At 41.0% G+C, this 16,752-nt stretch carries 16 protein-coding genes; 5 read left to right on the top strand and 11 right to left on the bottom strand.

What is annotated here, in order from left to right; genetic code table 11:
* Nucleotides 1-2: 2 nt before the first annotated feature.
* The 3 genes from EJ103_RS05070 (at nucleotide 3) to EJ103_RS05060 (ending at nucleotide 2,318) form a co-directional block, all read left to right on the top strand.
* Complete coding sequence (locus EJ103_RS05070; protein ID WP_039972214.1) at nucleotides 3-560, top strand: sigma-70 family RNA polymerase sigma factor; 558 nt, start codon at nucleotides 3-5, stop codon at nucleotides 558-560.
* Nucleotides 560-1,312: a DUF3379 family protein gene (locus tag EJ103_RS05065; protein ID WP_126006372.1), complete on the top strand. Its 753-nt coding sequence runs from the start codon at nucleotides 560-562 to the stop codon at nucleotides 1,310-1,312. Before EJ103_RS05070 ends, EJ103_RS05065 begins: the two co-directional genes overlap by 1 nt.
* A 160-nt stretch (nucleotides 1,313-1,472) precedes the next feature.
* Nucleotides 1,473-2,318: a Tim44-like domain-containing protein gene (locus tag EJ103_RS05060; protein ID WP_126006370.1), complete on the top strand. Its 846-nt coding sequence runs from the start codon at nucleotides 1,473-1,475 to the stop codon at nucleotides 2,316-2,318.
* A 265-nt stretch (nucleotides 2,319-2,583) separates the two neighbouring features.
* On the opposite strand, the gene EJ103_RS05050 is transcribed toward EJ103_RS05060, so the two are convergent.
* The 4 genes from EJ103_RS05050 to EJ103_RS05035 form a co-directional block, all read right to left on the bottom strand.
* Nucleotides 2,584-3,774, bottom strand: coding sequence for an amino acid aminotransferase (locus EJ103_RS05050; RefSeq protein ID WP_004587316.1), 1,191 nt, complete (start codon nucleotides 3,772-3,774; stop codon nucleotides 2,584-2,586).
* Between the two features lie 80 nt (nucleotides 3,775-3,854).
* The gene (locus EJ103_RS05045; RefSeq protein ID WP_126006366.1) at nucleotides 3,855-4,514 is read right to left on the bottom strand and encodes a GAF domain-containing protein; all 660 of its coding nucleotides are present in this window, start codon (nucleotides 4,512-4,514) and stop codon (nucleotides 3,855-3,857) included.
* Nucleotides 4,515-4,570: 56 nt separating this feature from the next.
* Entirely contained in the window at nucleotides 4,571-6,220 is a 1,650-nt protein-coding gene (locus EJ103_RS05040; protein ID WP_029773472.1) for a fused response regulator/phosphatase, read from the bottom strand.
* Nucleotides 6,220-6,525 carry an STAS domain-containing protein gene (locus EJ103_RS05035; RefSeq protein WP_126006364.1) on the bottom strand — a complete coding sequence of 102 codons (306 nt, stop codon included), beginning with the start codon at nucleotides 6,523-6,525 and terminating at the stop codon, nucleotides 6,220-6,222. Before EJ103_RS05035 ends, EJ103_RS05040 begins: the two co-directional genes overlap by 1 nt.
* Before the next feature lie 129 nt (nucleotides 6,526-6,654).
* On the opposite strand from EJ103_RS05035, the gene EJ103_RS05030 reads away from it, so the two are divergent.
* Nucleotides 6,655-6,984, top strand: coding sequence for a stress response translation initiation inhibitor YciH (locus tag EJ103_RS05030; RefSeq protein ID WP_126006362.1), 330 nt, complete (start codon nucleotides 6,655-6,657; stop codon nucleotides 6,982-6,984).
* A gap of 12 nt (nucleotides 6,985-6,996) precedes the next feature.
* Here EJ103_RS05030 and EJ103_RS05025 read toward each other — a convergent pair whose 3' ends face one another.
* Nucleotides 6,997-10,011, bottom strand: coding sequence for an EAL domain-containing protein (locus EJ103_RS05025; protein WP_206435492.1), 3,015 nt, complete (start codon nucleotides 10,009-10,011; stop codon nucleotides 6,997-6,999).
* 358 nt (nucleotides 10,012-10,369) lie between these two features.
* On the opposite strand from EJ103_RS05025, the gene EJ103_RS05020 reads away from it, so the two are divergent.
* Nucleotides 10,370-11,527: a chorismate mutase gene (locus tag EJ103_RS05020; RefSeq protein WP_054982179.1), complete on the top strand. Its 1,158-nt coding sequence runs from the start codon at nucleotides 10,370-10,372 to the stop codon at nucleotides 11,525-11,527.
* Nucleotides 11,528-11,631: 104 nt separating this feature from the next.
* On the opposite strand, the gene tyrA is transcribed toward EJ103_RS05020, so the two are convergent.
* From tyrA to ffh, 6 genes are all read right to left on the bottom strand, one after another.
* On the bottom strand, nucleotides 11,632-12,765 hold the full coding sequence (tyrA, locus tag EJ103_RS05015; RefSeq protein WP_029773468.1) for a bifunctional chorismate mutase/prephenate dehydrogenase: 1,134 nt from the start codon (nucleotides 12,763-12,765) through the stop codon (nucleotides 11,632-11,634).
* A 251-nt stretch (nucleotides 12,766-13,016) separates the two neighbouring features.
* Complete coding sequence (gene rplS, locus EJ103_RS05010) at nucleotides 13,017-13,376, bottom strand: 50S ribosomal protein L19 (RefSeq protein ID WP_004587324.1); 360 nt, start codon at nucleotides 13,374-13,376, stop codon at nucleotides 13,017-13,019.
* Between the two features lie 33 nt (nucleotides 13,377-13,409).
* Nucleotides 13,410-14,177, bottom strand: a complete 768-nt coding sequence (gene trmD, locus EJ103_RS05005; protein ID WP_126006358.1) for a tRNA (guanosine(37)-N1)-methyltransferase TrmD — start codon at nucleotides 14,175-14,177, stop codon at nucleotides 13,410-13,412.
* Entirely contained in the window at nucleotides 14,177-14,713 is a 537-nt protein-coding gene (gene rimM, locus EJ103_RS05000; RefSeq protein ID WP_004587326.1) for a ribosome maturation factor RimM, read from the bottom strand. The genes trmD and rimM overlap by 1 nt, the downstream gene beginning before the upstream one ends.
* Nucleotides 14,714-14,730: 17 nt before the next feature.
* Nucleotides 14,731-14,979, bottom strand: coding sequence for a 30S ribosomal protein S16 (rpsP, locus tag EJ103_RS04995; RefSeq protein ID WP_004587327.1), 249 nt, complete (start codon nucleotides 14,977-14,979; stop codon nucleotides 14,731-14,733).
* Between the two features lie 250 nt (nucleotides 14,980-15,229).
* Nucleotides 15,230-16,609, bottom strand: a complete 1,380-nt coding sequence (gene ffh / locus EJ103_RS04990; protein WP_126006356.1) for a signal recognition particle protein — start codon at nucleotides 16,607-16,609, stop codon at nucleotides 15,230-15,232.
* Nucleotides 16,610-16,752: the final 143 nt, after the last annotated feature.

The raw sequence follows: 16,752 nt of genomic DNA, 5'->3' as shown, positions 1-16,752 counted from the left end.
TTATGCTTGGAAAGAAAAAATCAAATAATCAGGTCTTAGTTGATATGGCAGAGAAACAAAAGCGCTATGAAGCCTTGGTCCATGTATATAATAAGGAGCTTTATCGCTTTGCTTATTGGTTATGCCGTGACCCACATATTGCAGATGACCTAGTACAAGAAACGTTTTTACGTGCTTGGCGCTCGCTTGACTCATTATTGGATCAAAAAGCCGCCAAGCCGTGGCTGCTGACTATTTTGCGCAGAGAAAATGCACGTCGCTTTGAGCGCAAGCAGTTTGACTACAGCGATGTAGAAAACGATACACTTGTCGATGAAACCAGCCATTCGTTAGATGATGAAATGGAGCAAACGGTTATCCAACGCCAAATTGCGCTGCTATCTGATGAATACAGAGAACCCTTACTTCTGCAAGTTGTTATGGGGTGCTCTGGTGAAGAAATAGCAGAGATTCTCGATTTAAATAAAAACACGGTTATGACTCGTTTATACCGTGCCAGAAACCAACTTAAAGAGGCTTTAAGCCGTGATGATGAACAACTTAAAGGGGCATCAAAATAATGGATGAACTTGAGTTTCGTCGACGCACTATTGCGCAGCCAAACAATTTAGATAAGGAGCTTTTAGAGTTTGCTAAAGAGAGCTCTGAGCGACAAAACTTTATAAGCGACATGAAAGACTTTGATAAACAAATTCAAGATGCGTTAGATGTGCCTGTGCCTGACAACCTTGCTGAGCGTATTCTTTTAAACACCTCGTTAAAAGAAAAAGCAATGCAAGAAGAGCAAGCAACTGGGGATAACGTTGTAGATGCACGCTCACGTTTTAAGTTTGACCGTGTTCACTTAGCCCTAGCCGCGTCTTTTTTTGTAGCTATTGGCGCATTCTTTTTTAGCACAGAGCAACACATTGCCCATGAAGCAGGCGAACATGCTTTAACCCATGTTTACCATGAGATTACCGCCCTTGAAAAAACCAATGCTATTAGCCTACAAAGCGTTAACGATAAGCTTGCACTGCTTGGCGCTCATATAGAAGAGCTGCCAGGTAAAATTACTTATGCGATGTTTTGCGACTTTAAAGGTGAAAAAGGGCTGCACTTAATTTTTGAGTCGGACTTTGGCCCCATGACGGTCTTTATTGTTCCTTCTGAGAATAAGTCGTTTGGGTTTGGCGAAGATGATTTTCATGATGCGCGCTTTGCAGGTCATATTAATCGAGGCGACAAAGCCGATACTATTTTAGTGGCTAATTCCGGCGCGCCAATTAATGTGTACAACGAACGGGTTACCAATGCCATTCGCTGGCTGTAACTAGCGCTTAACGACTAAAAACCGCTGAGTAACACTGAGCGGTTTTTTTGTGCCTATTCAGCGCTCACTTTTCATCCAAAACAATTGATTTTAAATGTAATTATTAATTTTTACTGAAAAGTTAATTATACTCACCGCTTAGTTTAACTTAGGGAATTACATGAAGAACATCATCGTTATATTTTCATTACTTGCACTACTGTGTACAGCAAGTTTTGATGCACACGCACGCAAAAAGTTTGGTAGTAGTAAACGCGGTACAACCCCTGCAACACAACAAACCACACAAAAGCAAAAAGCGGATACCACAGCACCTGCAGCCAAGACAAAAAGCAGTAAAAAAGGCATTATGGCCGGCGTATTAGGCGGATTGTTAGCCGGCGGTTTAATTGCCGCTATGCTAGGAGATAACTTTGAGGGCATGCAGCTATTAGAAATTATTTTATTAGCAGGCGTTGCCTTTATTTTGTTTAAGCTTATTACGGGGTTTATGCGCGCTCGCCACTCCCCGCAATTAGCCGGTACACACGCTACAGGGCACTCTGCTTTTAAGCAAACTGCCCCAGAGCAACCTACCAGCAGTGGTTTTACCCAGCAAAGCGCACACACTGAGCAAGTACCTTTCAATTTACCCCCTAATTTTGACGTAAATGGCTTTTTACAAGGCGCACGTAGCCACTATCACACTATGCAAACTGCGTGGAATAATGCTGATTACGCCACGATGGCTGAGTATTTAAGCCCATCGTTAGCTCAAGAGTTTAAAACTGAGCGCGAAGCGATTGAACGGGTAGCGACTGAGGTGATGTTTATTGATGCCGAGCTTGTGCGCGCTGAAACAACAGCAAATTCGTGGCAAGTAAGTGTGCAATTTAAAGGCAAATACCGCGACTTAGACGATAAAAAAGAAGAGCCTATTTTAGAGATTTGGCACCTTGAGCGTGCTACCACCTCAGATGCTCCATGGCTGATTGTAGGCGTAGAAGACTTAATCGATAACGAATAGTGCTGTAATTATAGTTATACCAATTCGCTTAATTAAGTGATCTACTTTGAGGGAGGATAAACGTGTTGATAGTTCGGCAAAAAATTCGCTATTTAGGTGTTCTAAATGAGAGCTTTTTAACGCAGGTAGCGACACGTTTAGCCCCGCAAAATAATTAAGTATCATTGCAGATTGGTATTAGCTAATTGGTATAAATAACAGCTAAAAAAACCGCCCAGCCTAAAGTTTAGGCTGGGCGGTTTTTTATTACTGCTAAGTAAAAGCGTTATTTACAAACGTCAGCAACGGCGTTTGCGAAATACTCAATGTTAGTATCACTAATACCCGCTACATTTACGCGGCTAGAACCAACAATGTAAATACCATATTCTTTTTGTAGGCGCGCAATTTGCTCTTTATTAATACCTAAGAAAGAAAACATACCGTGTTGACGTTCAATAAACGAAAAGTCTTGCTCTATCTCTTTTGCTGCTAAGCTTTCTTTAATTAAGCTACGTAAACCATTAATACGATTACGCATTTCATCAAGCTCACTGTGCCACATTTGCGTAAGCTCTGTGCTGCTTAAAATAGTGTTTACGATGTCAGCACCGTGCGCTGGAGGCATAGAGTAAATACTACGAACAACACTTAATAGCACTGAATTTGAAATATCAGCGGTTGCAGTGTCTTTTGCAATAATTGAACACGCACCAATACGCTCACGATATAAACCAAAGTTTTTAGAACATGATGAACAAATAATTAGCTCTTCTACTGCATCAGCTAAAATACGTAGTCCACGTGCATCTTCTTCAAGTGATGAGCCAAAGCCTTGGTAAGCAATATCAATAAGTGGTGTAAAACCAACTTCTTTTGCAAGCTGAGCAACTGTGTTCCACTGTGTCTCGTTTAAGTCCATACCACTTGGGTTATGACAACAAGCATGAAGTAGCACAATATCCCCTTTTGGTACTTGCTTAAGGGTGTTTATCATGTCGTCGAACAATAAATCTTTGTTTTCGTAATCGTAGTACGGGTATTCTTTAACATTTAAACCAGCAGCTTCAAACAAGCTAATGTGGTTTGCCCATGTTGGCGTAGTTACCCACACTGTTGCGTCTTTATTGCAACGCTTAACAAATTCAGCCGCAACGCGAAGTGCACCTGTACCACCTGGTGCTTGTGCAGTACGTACGCGGTTTGCTAAAAGTGCTTGGTGCTCACCTAGTAATAGGTTTTCCATTTTTTGACAGTAGTCTAAGTTACCCGCTAAACCAATGTAAGATTTGCTTGTTTCGTTTTCTAAACGAAATGCTTCAGCTTTTTTTACCGCTTTTAATACCGGTGTGTTGCCTTGCTCATCTTTATAGACACCTACACCTAAATCAATCTTGTTAGGGTTTGTATCTTGTTTATAGGCTGCCATAAGGCCAAGAATAGGATCTGTTGGTAATGGTTTTAATTCTGAGAACATTAGCTATCTCTTATCATTAATTAGGGGTTGGCTGTTGTAGTAAGCTTAACATAAAAGCTTACCTTCTTGGCTAGTGATATTTACACTAGAAAGTGAGGAATTTTAATGCAGCACGCAACTAATACAGCCAGTGTACGGCTATCAAAAAAGTCGTTACTAAATGCCTCTGCATCTATAATACCGACGCATTCATGTTGCTCATTAAATAAGGGTAAACAGGTTTCAGCTTTCACTTTAGGGTCACACGTATAGTACTCACCACCTTGCGCTAAATAGTTTTCTACGTTGTTAATTACACGCCCGCGCTTAGACAATGCAACTTGTACATTATTGCTGCCTGCTGCAAATGCTTCAGTAAGAGGAAACAGTGGACGGCTTGGCGCACCTTGATACGCCAGCTTTAATAATTGCGGACCCTGAGCAGTGTCAACCGCTTGATAAATACCATACCAATCGACCTGTGTTTGCTGCTCTATGTAATTAACTATATTTTGTAGGTTTGCTAGTTTTTGCTCGTTTTGAGAAGTCGCGCTCACGTGATCAGTAAGTTTAAATGGCTCATCTTGTAGATAACCAAACAAACTACACGCACCGCCTTCACCGAGTTCAGGAATTTGATATTCCCAACGTACAGACGGCTGCGCGCTTGCAGCAATATACTGTTCTAGCTGCTCTAGCTCTTTGGCAATTAATTGTGGGTCTATATTTAATTGCGCAATATCAAGGTAAGAAGAAATCATTTGGCCATCCATACATCTAAAATTTTTTAGATAATAACATGGAAATTTTTTCTGAGCTATAGCAACTTGTAACACATTTCGACTTGGTTACCACTTGCGTTATACGTGACTTTTTCTGCCACTTCTTCGAGTAACGATAAGCCACGGCCAAACTCTGCGTTGAGTTCGGTACGTGTAGAGGAGTCACTTGAGAATCCCCTGCCCGAGTCACAAATAATAAAGTACAAGCACAAGGTATCTGGGCAATAACGCATATCAATAATAATCATCGCCTCTTTCATTTTACTCAGTGCTTGCTCTCTTAATTCATAGTATTTAAAAAAGCCATCGTCTTGTTTTTTTATGTCTGAATCAAGGCCTAACACACCATGATCAAGTGCATTGTTATACGCCTCAGAAAGCAATAAAAATATATTTGAGCGATGCGACCTAAGCCCCTCAACACTGCTTAATACATTAACAACATCATACACAGGGTCTGTGCATTTAATTTGCTGCGCGTTCAAGCTAAGTGAAAAGTTAAATGCCAAATTAGAATACGCCTCTTTGGCCTCAGGCTCTGGGGTTAGCGGCAAACAATTAAGCAGCACTAAGCTTAAGTCGTCTAATTGCTCACTGCCATTGGCAAAGGTATTTACATTATCTATAACACGCTGACTGCTGATCATCGGCTTGCTTTTAAGTGCTGCTAAAAAGCGCTGCTCACCATAAAAAATATCGGCGTCGTTGTTAGTTTCTATTATGCCATCGGTTGAAAGCACTAAGCGGGTGTTTTTATCAACTTCTAAATTAATTAGCTCATATTCAAATTCATCGCGGTCTAAAATCCCCAGCGCCATATGTTGCGACTCAAGCGTTTGCTTTACTTCACCATCGGTATTTATTAAGTACGCATCTGGTAAGCCGCCAAGCCATGCTGAAATACTTTTGCCCGAGGCACTGAGCTCAATAATAGTCGCCGCGCAGAACATGTGCTCTGGCAGTAAATTATGCAGTAATATATTGATCTCAGAGGCGATATCGTTAACAGCCATGCCTTTTTGCACCATAGTGTAAAACACCCGTGATGCAGGCAATGCTCCAATCGCGGCCGCTAACCCATGCCCGGTAAAATCACCCAACATGCAATATAAATTGCCTATTGGGCTTTGCGCGACTAAAAACATGTCACCGTTAAACATAGAAGCAGGAGAAAGGCTAAAGTCTAAATGGTCTTTAAACTTATCTTGGTTTTCGAGCGAGTTATTAAAAATGTGCTCAATTATTTCGTGCTCGCGCTCTATTTGATTGCGATGATACTCAAGTAAGGTGTTTTGTTGATGGGCTTTTTTACTTAATTCGCGCGTACGGCTGTGCGCTTTAATTTTTGCGTTTAAAATTACTTTTTCAAACGGCTTTTGAATAAAGTCATCCCCGCCTACTTCTAAACAACGCTCAAAGCTGCTTTGATCTTCAAGCGAAGTAATAAAAATAATGGGTAGATAAACGTCGTTGTATCGCTGCTTTATCAGCTTTGCAGCTTCAAAGCCATCCATTACCGGCATAAGTACATCGAGTAGAACAATATCAATCGCTTCTTTTTCTAACACCTCAAGTGCTTCTAGGCCGTTAAACGCAATTGATATTTTATAGTTTTCTTCGAGCAGCATTTTTTCGAGCAGGATGCGATTAAGCGCCTGATCGTCAACAATAAGTACGTGGGTCATTAGTTAATATCAAACTTCTTATCAAAACGTGATATTTGCAGTATTTTTTTAAGCTGAGGCTTACAATTACTGATCTCTATTGTTTGTACCTGGCTTTCAATGGTTTTTTTCATGTTAAGCAACATACCAAGAGCAGAGCTATCCATGTAGTCGGTCTCTCTTAAATCGATAATCACTTTATTTGTTTTAGGCTCAATTTGGGCATAGGCTTGGCGAAATGATTGCACTAAATTAAAGTCAAATTTGCCTTTAATTTGTATCGTTAAAGTACTTTCATCAACCGATAAACTCTTTGTTAAACTCATTATAAACTCCAATAATATTTCCTTTGACCTAAATATAACCTGTTAAAAGTATTTAGCAAAAATAAAAACACTCGCCAGCAAATTTGTTATTATTTAATACATCAATAAAAACGTTTATTTAGGTAAATTATGAGTGATAACCGCTTAGTATATTCAACCGATATGGGCCGAATTAGCCAGCCAAAGGTTGAGCAAGAACCCACTGCAAAACTATTTAAAGATGGCTTTATCCGCATAGAGCGCCAAACTAAGGGGCGAAAAGGTAAAGGTGTGATGTTGGTTGTGGGTATAGATCCAAAAGCGCACGATCTAAAAAAGCTAGCTAAAACCATAAAAAGTAAAATGGGCCAAGGTGGCGCGGTAAAAGAAGGCATTATTGAAGTTCAAGGCGATGATCGCGAAAAACTAAAAGGGATTTTAGAAACCCTTAAATTTAAAGCAAAAATTGCGGGTGGCTAAACCCGCAACTTTTTATTTGCTACTAGCAAGGTTAGGCGTATCGTTTAAGTTTTTGTATAACGCTGGCAATTCGCTCTCAGCAATCGGTTTGCTGTAATAAAACCCTTGCACAATATAACAATTATTATTTTGCAAAAACTCTACTTGTTCAATCGTTTCAACCCCTTCTGCAACTACGTCTAATTTAAGCTTTTGCGCCATGGCTATAATAGCGGCGGTAATTTCCATGTCATTAGAATCTGCAGGGATATCTTTTACAAACGAGCGGTCAATTTTTAATATGTCGACCGGGAATCGTTTTAAGTAACTTAGCGACGAATAGCCAGTACCAAAATCATCAATCGATATTGAAATACCCAGTGCTTTTAGTTCGTGTAACTGCGTAATGGCAGCTTCAACATTGCCCATTAGCATACTTTCGGTAAGCTCCAAGTGTAACCGCTTAGCACTTACCCCTGTTTGTTTAATAATACTGCTGAGCATGGGCACTAAATTAGCGTCTTTAAACTGACGTGCCGATAAATTAATAGATACGTTGTTATCTCGTCCATCTTGCGCTAAACGCACGGCAAACTCGCACGATTGCTGTAATACCCACTCACCGAGTTCAACAATAAGCCCTGTTGCCTCAGCAATAGGAATAAACTTGGTCGGCGATATAAGCCCTTCTACTGGGTGGAACCAGCGTAGTAGCGCTTCATAGCCTACAACGTGCTGAGTTAATGAGTTTATTTGCGGCTGATAATAAACCTCAAACTGTTTTTCTTTAATCGCATGGCGTAATTCGTTTTCAATGAACAGCCTTTCATTGGCAGCCGCGTTAAGCTCTTGGCTATAAAAGTGGTAAGTATTACGCCCTTTGGCTTTTGCCTCATACATTGCTAAATCAGCATGTTTTAAAAGCTGATCTTCTTCTAGGCTATCGTAAGGGGCCATTGTAATACCAATACTAGCGCTGACTATTACTTCGTTATTGCCAAGCTTTATAGGCACATTAAGTGTTTTTTGAATAGTATTTGCGACATCACTGGCATGCTCTTGGCTTTCAATACCACTGAGTAATACAGCAAATTCGTCGCCCCCTAGGCGGGCAATTGTATCTTCGGCGCGTAAGCGTGCTTTAAGGCGGTTAGCAACTTCAATTAGTAACTGATCGCCTGCATCGTGGCCTAACGTATCGTTAATGCGTTTAAATTCATCTAAATCAAAGTAAAAAAGTGCAAACGCATAATGGCCGCGCTCAGCCAAAGCCATTGATTTACGCAGCTGCATTCTAAAAAATGTTCGGTTTGCTAAGCCCGTTAACGTGTCAAAGTACGCAAGCTGCTCCATTTTGCGCTGGCTTTCTTTAACAAACGAAATATCTTGTGCGGAGGCTACATAACTGGTGATCTCACCGCCGTCTTCGCGAATAGGAGAAACACTTAACGATACCCAAATAGGCTGTTTATCATTGCCCTGAATCAAGGTATCACCACGCCAGTAGTTTCTACTGCGAAGGTCGATATTGATATCTTCAACCAAAATGGCCATCTCAGATGCGATAATATTCAACAGCGGCGCGCGGTTAAAGTGGCTCTCTGGGTAGCCTGTCATCTCCAGCATTTTGGGATTAACGTATTCTATAACAAAGTTTTCATCGGTGATCACCACACCGGTTCCTGAGAAGGCAACGGCTTTAGAGAGCCTATTAGCGGCTTTCTCGGCAATTTCTTTTTCTGTAATTCGCTGGTTTAACCCATCTATAAGCTTACGAATTTCTACGGTCATATCTCTAAATGAGCCGTTTAGCGTGCCTATTTCGTCTTTGTTCTCTGGCGGGAATTCGGTTAGTAATTGCCCTTTACCAAAGCCAGTAACCGCATGTACTAAGGTGTGAATTCTGCGAAGCACTAATTGATACAGCGCTTGGTGTAACAATAAGGCAACCAAGACCGCATAAAGCACAAACAAACCAAAAAACTTCAGTTTTAAATCTTGCAGAGCTGAGAGCGTTGATGAGCGTTTTTTATAAACCCCAATGTACCAGTCTAGTTTATCAATTTTACGAATATTAATAATGTGTGCTTCATCGTTTTGTACAAACGAATTAGCATACTCTGGTAATTTCATGGTAATTGCTTCATTTATAATGGCTTGCAATTGCGGATTAACGAATTCGTTTGTTGTTATTGTTTTATCTTTGCTGCCATAACTTGCTTGTAGCGCTGGGTTAAGGCTCGGGTGAGCAAGCAGTTGGCCTTTTTTATCAAAAACCAGTAAATGTTTTTCTTTATCGCCCACAGGTAAAAATGAAATCAGCGTGTTTAAATCTATATCGCTGCCGGTCACCCCTAAAAATTCATTATCAACATACAAAGGGACAAGCAGACTAATAACCCATTTATGCCATACTTTATCGTAATAAACCTTAGACCAAACAGGTTCTCTGCTGGGGTTTAAATCACTTTGTACATACTTAAATGTTGCACCATTAGAGCCTCTGAGTTCAGCCGGTGCGTTTAACGCCCAATTGGGAGGCGAGACACGGATGAAATCGTCTTTGGTGATCATATAAAAATTAAAAAAGTCGTGAATTAAGGTTGGTGAAATGACTTTCCATAACGACTCTGAGTTATTAAATAAACGCTTATAAAAAGGAGAATAATGCTGCTGAGGAAGAAATGCGGCTGAAAGGCCGTCGCTCGATGCACTGCGTATAGTGCCGTCGCTATTAAATTGTAACTGGGTTTTGTTAGATAAATTGATTGCTGAACTATCACTAAATAGCTGCTCTGACACAACATTATTAGCCTGTTTGGCAACGGCTGATTTTGTTTTGATTAGTGCGTCAAATTGCCTGATAAGTAATTCGGTGGAGCTTTTAAGTACTTCATGCTCTTCGAAAACTAATTGTTTTTCTTCAGATTTAAGCATCAGCGCGGCAGCGCACACACCGGCAATTAAACAAATTGCAGATATAAGCAACGACAGCTTTACACTTAAAGAATTTAGTCCAAAACGCGATGGAGGGCGTCTATACACCACAGGCCAACCTTACTATTTTAGTTGTTGTTATTTTTAGCTAATACCTGAAATATACCAGATCCCTATTCATATTTATAAACTATTTGTAAATTTTATCTAAATGTTAGCTAGGAGCTGATAATTATTCATTATGTCTATTTAAACTGGCTTGCTTGTTGACTTTGCTAGTAACACCTCATACATTAACAGCATGAAAATTATCTTATCTTGCACTTTTTTTTCTTTTTTTAGCTTCTTTATATAAAAGAGGCTGAACTGTTTGTGAGATAAAATCAATCGAATAGCAAAGCCTCCCACTTGGGAGGCTTTTTTGTTTTAGTTGCACTAAGCAACTTATTTTTGGAATGAGGAAACCAAAATGACCAACGATGTTTTAAACGCGCTCAGACACGATATTAACGAAATAGACTCTGATCTATTGGTGTTATTAGCTAAGCGCCGCCGTATTAGCCACGGTGTTGTTGAGTATAAAATTGCGAATAACAAACCAATTCGTGATGAAGCGCGCGAACTAGCCTTACTCGAAAAGCTGATTGGTTATGGCAAGTCGCTTGGTCTAGATGCGTATTATGTGAATAACGTTTTTCAAACCATTTTGGAAGACTCTGTGCTGCATCAGCAAGCCATGCTGCAAAAAAACTTAAACCCCGATGCATTAAGCGAAACACATCGCGTTACTTACTTAGGCGGGCAAGGCTCGTACAGTCAGCTAGCATGTCATAAATACTTTAGCCGCCGCCCTGGCAAGTTAGTCGAAATTGGCTGTACCTCGTTTGATGAAATTACGGGCAAAGTAGAAAATGGCCAAGCAGATTTTGGTTTGCTGCCTATAGAAAACACCAGCTCGGGCAGTATTAACGAAGTATTTGATTTATTACAACATGCTCAAGTATCAATTGTAGGTGAAGTTACACACAGTGTAGAGCACTGCTTACTTGCTACCCCAGATACTGAATTAAGCCAATTAACTAAAATTTATGCCCATCCTCAGCCATTTGCTCAATGTAGTCGCTTTTTACAAGGCCTCGGTGATTTACAACATGAAACCTGTGATTCAACCTCAAGTGCTCTACAATCAGCTTTAAATACGCCAAATAGTGCGGCCATTGGCTCAGCGCAGGCAGGTAAAAACGTTGGTCTTGAAGTGATTAAATCAAACCTTGCGAATCAAAGTGAAAACCACAGCCGCTTTATCGTGGTGGCGCGCAAACCTCTGCAGGTATCTAAACAAATACCGACTAAAACCAGCCTTATTATGGCCACTAAACAACAAGCAGGTTCATTGGCTGATGCGCTAATGGTGTTTAAGCAACATCAAATAAACTTAGTTAAACTAGAGTCTCGTCCTGTACCGGGTAATCCGTGGGAAGAAGTGTTTTATGTAGACTTAGAAGCAAACCTTGCCGATAGCCAAGTACAACATGCCTTAGAGGAGCTAAAAGAGCATACTCAATATGTGCGCGTTTTAGGCTGTTATCAAAGTGAGTCTTTACAAGCTGTGAGTGTAAATACCTAACCTAACACGCAAATACTAAAAAGGGCCTAAGTAGGCCCTTTTTTAATCGCTGATTTAAAATGCTTTCAACGTATAGCTTAAGTAACTACACATTTTTAACCCTTTTAATCTAATACCTTGGCGTCATTTGCTTTATTTAGCAGGCTACGGCTTTGCGTTAAAAAGTGCGCGGTCGAGTCTGAAAAATACGCTTTAGCATCAGCAAATGCATCGATGAGTGCGCCTTTATCTCCCGCTTTTAGCTTTTCAAGAGTTTGTGCAAAGGTCTCTTGGTATTGCGCTAGTAAACTCTCAACATTATCAAACTGGGCCAACATTATATCTGAGTATAGCTCAGGAGATTGTGCAAATAGGCGCCCTACCATCATCAACTCTAACTGATAAATAGGAGACGAGCAGCTTCTTAGTTCCTCAAGCGTATGGCTTTGCTTTGCTAAAAACTGCCCATAAACAAAGGTCGTTAAGTGGCGCATTACTTGTATAATTTGCATTGCTTCATCATGCTTTTTAGCATCTAGCTCAACAAGTTGGCAACCCCATACTTGCAACTGCTGCAGTAAGCCTTTTGCAGCATCATGCGCTCGGCCTTCACACACAACAACGGTTTGTTTAACCCAGTGGGAAATATCTGGGCCAAACATAGGGTGTAAACCAACAACGGGCCCAGAGTGCGCCGCTTTTAATGCTTTAATGGGTGATTGCTTAACTGAGGTAATATCAACAAGCAAACAGTCATCATCAAGTTTAGGTAGCTTAGCAACTACGGCCTCAAGTGCATTGATAGGTACACTGATCATCACTAATTTTGCGCCAGCTAAAATGGCTTTAGCATCGTTTTGCTGATCTTTATCTAAAATCTTAACTTCATAACCTGAACGAATAAACTGCTGAGCAAATAACTGGCCCATTGCCCCTTGCCCACCTACAATTACAATAGGTGATAAATCAGGGGCGGCACAGGCAAGTTTAGCTTGTTGGTTTTGATAGGCTTCGCGCATCATGCGCCTTAATATGTCTTCAACAAGTTCAGGGCTGACTCCTTGTTTAATCGCTTCATCACGACGAGCAGCGAGCAAAGCAGCTTCTCTTTCAGGGGCATGCAGGGGGGCGCCATTTTGCTGCTTAATAGCACCAATTTTTTGGGTTATTGCATTTCGCTTTGCAAGTAAAGCAACTAATTGCGCATCGCATTCATCTATGCCATCTCGTAATTGTGATAAATCACTTAATTCAGCCACGTTTCTCATTCCACCTATAAACAACTCATTTCGTAAATATATATTTACATTTAAGTAAACTAATCAATACGTTAAATACTAACAGGATCAAGTATGGGTTAAAAGGTTAATGTAGTAACGCGAGTGAAGATTACTTAATACAGAGGGATACTTTTGTGAAGAGGTAGTATGTTATTTAATGCTTAAAAACCAAAACGGGTTGCAACCGTGAGGCTGCAACCCGTTTTCTTTGCGTTGATAAACAGCGCGTATTAGTTAAGTTTTTCTCTAATACGTGCAGATTTACCAGAACGCTCACGTAGGTAGTAAAGCTTAGCACGACGAACCGCACCGCGACGCTTAACTGTTACGCTATCAATAAGAGGGCTGTGCGTTTGGAATACACGCTCAACACCTTCACCGCTCGAAATTTTACGAACTGTGAATGCTGAGTGAAGACCACGATTACGCTTAGCGATTACAACACCTTCAAAGGCCTGTAGACGCTCTTTGTTACCTTCTTTTACACGTACCTGTACAACTACTGTATCACCAGCGCCGAATGCTGGTACGTCTGTTTTAAGCTGCTCTTCTTCAAGCGCTTTAATAATATTTTGGTTTACTTTTGCCATTATGTTTCTCACTTTCCTAGGTGTAACTGTCTTCTAGCCACAAGCTTTTTGGTACTCTTGCTGAAATTGTGCGAGTAATACCGCTTGCTCCTCAGTCAGAGCTAGGTTATGCAACAAGTCAGGACGTCGTAGCCAAGTTCTGCCTAATGACTGCTTAAGCCGCCATTTTGCTATCTCTTGGTGGTTTCCACTGAGTAGTACAGCAGGCACCTGTTTGTCGTCCAATGTTTCTGGCCGTGTATAGTGAGGACAATCTAGCAAGCCATCCGAAAATGAGTCTTGCTCTGCTGACTGGTTATGACCTAACACGCCTGGCACTAATCGCGCTACTGCATCAATTAATGTCATGGCAGGTAATTCACCACCACTCAAAATAAAATCACCAATTGACCATTCTTCGTCAACGTATGACTCTATTATTCTCTCGTCTATACCTTCATAGCGACCGGCAATCAAAATCAGTTTATTAGAGTTAGCGAGTTCGCTAGCGCCCTGCTGATCAAGTTTGCGCCCTTGTGGGGACATATAAATTACTTTAGCGCCATCACCTGCCGCTTTTTTAGCGTCAAGAATGGCTTGTTTTAATGGCTCAACCATCATTAACATACCTGGTCCGCCCCCGTAAGGACGGTCATCTACGGTTCTGTGCTTATCTAAAGCATAGTCACGTGGATTCCAACAGTTAAAGTCAATTAAGCCATTTTTCACTGCGCGACCAGTGACACCTTGGTGTGTAATAGCATCAAACATGTCTGGGAAAAGGCTTATCACCCCTACCCATAATGAACTAGTTTGAGTCATTAAAACCCAGGATCCCAGTCTACGGTAATTTCTCTCGCTTCGTATTTAACTTCTTTAATTACTGAATCAGTTAAAAAAGGAATCAAACGCTCAGCTTGACCAAATGCATCTTTACTGTTTGCCTTAACAACCAGTACGTCATTCGATCCTGTCTCCATCAGGTCATCAACAGTGCCTAAATTGTAACCTTTATCAGTTACAACCGACATGCCAATGAGATCTCGCCAATAAAACTCGCCTTGCGGGAGTTCTGGTAATTGCGCTGAATCAACAGATATTTCTGCATGGGTATAAGCCATTGCTTCGTCTCTGTCGTTTACTTGCGCAATTTTAGCGATAAAGCCTTTGTTGTGGCGACGCCAGTCGACCACTTCTAAGGTCTGCCATTTACCTTGTTGCCCTATCAACCACGGGCTGAAATCGAAGATCCCTTGGGGATCATCAGTAAATGAATGTACCTTAAGCCAGCCCTTTATACCATATGGGGCACCGAGCTTTCCTACGACAATAATTGATGAGGTGTTCTCTTGACTCATGGTTACACTTACGCCTATTAAGCCGCTTTACGAGCGTCTTTAACTAACTTAGCTACACGATCAGAAAGACCTGCGCCCTGACCTACCCAGTGATCAACACGAGGTAAATCTAAACGAAGTTTTTCTTCTTGACCTGAAGCAATTGGGTTAAAGAAACCAATTTTCTCGATGAAGCGACCGTCACGCGAGAAACGGCTATCCGCAACCACAATTTGATAGAAAGGGCGTTTTTTAGCGCCACCACGTTGCAAACGAATAGTTACCATACCGTCCTCTAAATAGATTGACTGTTTTCATTAATAAGATTTACTCCCCAGTATGGGGAGCTGGGGAATTGTACGAGTTTTTAGCAACAATGCAAGTAAGAAGTGAAGCAAAAAGCCACTTTAGTAGGTTAAACTGTGATCTGAGCCACAATTAATAGATTATCATGCACCACGCGCATAATTTATTCAACAAAAAAGGGCCAATCAGCCCTTTTGTTATACATTATATAGCGCCTATTTAAGCGCTACATTAAAATTTAGGGCCACCGCCGCCCATCATTCCAGGTGGTAACATGCCTTTCATGCCGCGCATCATTTTTTGCATGCCGCCTTTACCTTTCATTTTTTTCATCATTTTTTGCATTTGCGTAAACTGTTTTAGCAGTTTATTTATCTCTTGTACCTGTGTACCAGAGCCTGCGGCTATACGCTTTTTACGAGAGCCTTTAATAATCTCAGGGCGCGCACGCTCTTGTTTGGTCATAGAGCTGATGATTGCTTCCATTTGGATGAAGGTTTTGTCGCCCATTTGGCCTTTTACAGCATCGGGTAAGTTTTGCATACCAGGCAGCTTATCTAGCATCGACATCATGCCACCCATATTTTTCATTTGCTTTAATTGCTCTGCAAAATCATCAAGGGTAAAGCCGTTGCCTTTAAATACTTTTTCGGCGACCTTCGCTGCTTTTTCCTTATCGACTTTCATTTCGACTTCTTCGATTAATGAAAGTACATCCCCCATGCCTAAAATACGCGATGCGATACGATCGGGATGGAACGGCTCTAGTGCATCTGTACGCTCACCCACACCCATAAATTTAATTGGCTTGCCGGTAATATGACGAATAGATAAAGCAGCACCACCGCGTGCATCACCATCTGTTTTAGTTAAAATAACACCGGTTAAAGGTAGCGCTTCATCAAATGCTTTAGCGGTATTCGCCGCATCTTGACCCGTCATTGCATCAACCACAAATAATGTTTCGATTGGGTCGATTGCTTTATGAAGGTCTTTAATTTCGCCCATCATTTCGTTATCTACGTGCAAACGGCCGGCGGTATCGACTAAAACAACGTCTATAAATTTCTTTTTAGCATGAGAAATAGCAGCGGTGGCGATATCTACTGGCTTTTGCGAAATATCACTTGGGAAAAAATCCACGTCAACTTCGCTGGCAAGTGTTTCAAGCTGTTTAATAGCCGCCGGACGATATACATCGGCACTAACAACTAGCACTGACTTTTTCTTACGCTCTTTTAAAAACTTAGCAAGCTTACCAACACTGGTTGTTTTACCCGCACCTTGTAAACCAGCCATCATAACAACGGCTGGCGGCTGTGCATTTAGGCTAAGCTCTTCGTTGGCTTCACCCATCGCTTTTTCAAGCTCTTCGCGCACTATTTTTATAAATACTTGGCCAGGGCTTAAGCTTTTAGTTACTTCAACACCTACGGCACGTTCTTTAACTTGCTTTACAAACTCGCGAACAACAGGCAACGCAACGTCAGCTTCTAAAAACGCCATACGTACTTCACGTAGCGTGTCTTTAATGTTGTCTTCTGTTAAACGGCCGCGGCCACTAATATTTTTTAAGGTTTTACCTAATCGTTCTTGGAGGTTCTCAAACATGTAACGGTTCCGATAAGACGTTTATATTGACCCAATAAGCTCACGCTTATTTGCATTTTACTTATTAGATGGGAGCAATAGTATTAAATTTCAATTAAAAACAGTATACCGTAAATGATGGCGCACAATACAGTATTGAAGCA

Origin of the sequence: Pseudoalteromonas sp. Xi13 (genome assembly GCF_003952205.1) — a bacterium.
Lineage (GTDB): Bacteria > Pseudomonadota > Gammaproteobacteria > Enterobacterales > Alteromonadaceae > Pseudoalteromonas > Pseudoalteromonas atlantica.
This window is presented reverse-complemented; position numbering and strand designations above follow the sequence as displayed.

Coding starts and splice junctions, on each gene's coding strand:
- EJ103_RS05070 (WP_039972214.1), top strand. CDS start 3: ATGCTTGGAAAGAAAAAATCAAATAATCAGGTCTTAGTTGATATGGCA.
- EJ103_RS05065 (WP_126006372.1), top strand. CDS start 560: ATGGATGAACTTGAGTTTCGTCGACGCACTATTGCGCAGCCAAACAAT.
- EJ103_RS05060 (WP_126006370.1), top strand. CDS start 1,473: ATGAAGAACATCATCGTTATATTTTCATTACTTGCACTACTGTGTACA.
- EJ103_RS05050 (WP_004587316.1), bottom strand. CDS start 3,774: ATGTTCTCAGAATTAAAACCATTACCAACAGATCCTATTCTTGGCCTT.
- EJ103_RS05045 (WP_126006366.1), bottom strand. CDS start 4,514: ATGATTTCTTCTTACCTTGATATTGCGCAATTAAATATAGACCCACAA.
- EJ103_RS05040 (WP_029773472.1), bottom strand. CDS start 6,220: ATGACCCACGTACTTATTGTTGACGATCAGGCGCTTAATCGCATCCTG.
- EJ103_RS05035 (WP_126006364.1), bottom strand. CDS start 6,525: ATGAGTTTAACAAAGAGTTTATCGGTTGATGAAAGTACTTTAACGATA.
- EJ103_RS05030 (WP_126006362.1), top strand. CDS start 6,655: ATGAGTGATAACCGCTTAGTATATTCAACCGATATGGGCCGAATTAGC.
- EJ103_RS05020 (WP_054982179.1), top strand. CDS start 10,370: ATGACCAACGATGTTTTAAACGCGCTCAGACACGATATTAACGAAATA.
- rplS (WP_004587324.1), bottom strand. CDS start 13,376: ATGGCAAAAGTAAACCAAAATATTATTAAAGCGCTTGAAGAAGAGCAG.
- trmD (WP_126006358.1), bottom strand. CDS start 14,177: ATGACTCAAACTAGTTCATTATGGGTAGGGGTGATAAGCCTTTTCCCA.
- rimM (WP_004587326.1), bottom strand. CDS start 14,713: ATGAGTCAAGAGAACACCTCATCAATTATTGTCGTAGGAAAGCTCGGT.
- rpsP (WP_004587327.1), bottom strand. CDS start 14,979: ATGGTAACTATTCGTTTGCAACGTGGTGGCGCTAAAAAACGCCCTTTC.
- ffh (WP_126006356.1), bottom strand. CDS start 16,609: ATGTTTGAGAACCTCCAAGAACGATTAGGTAAAACCTTAAAAAATATT.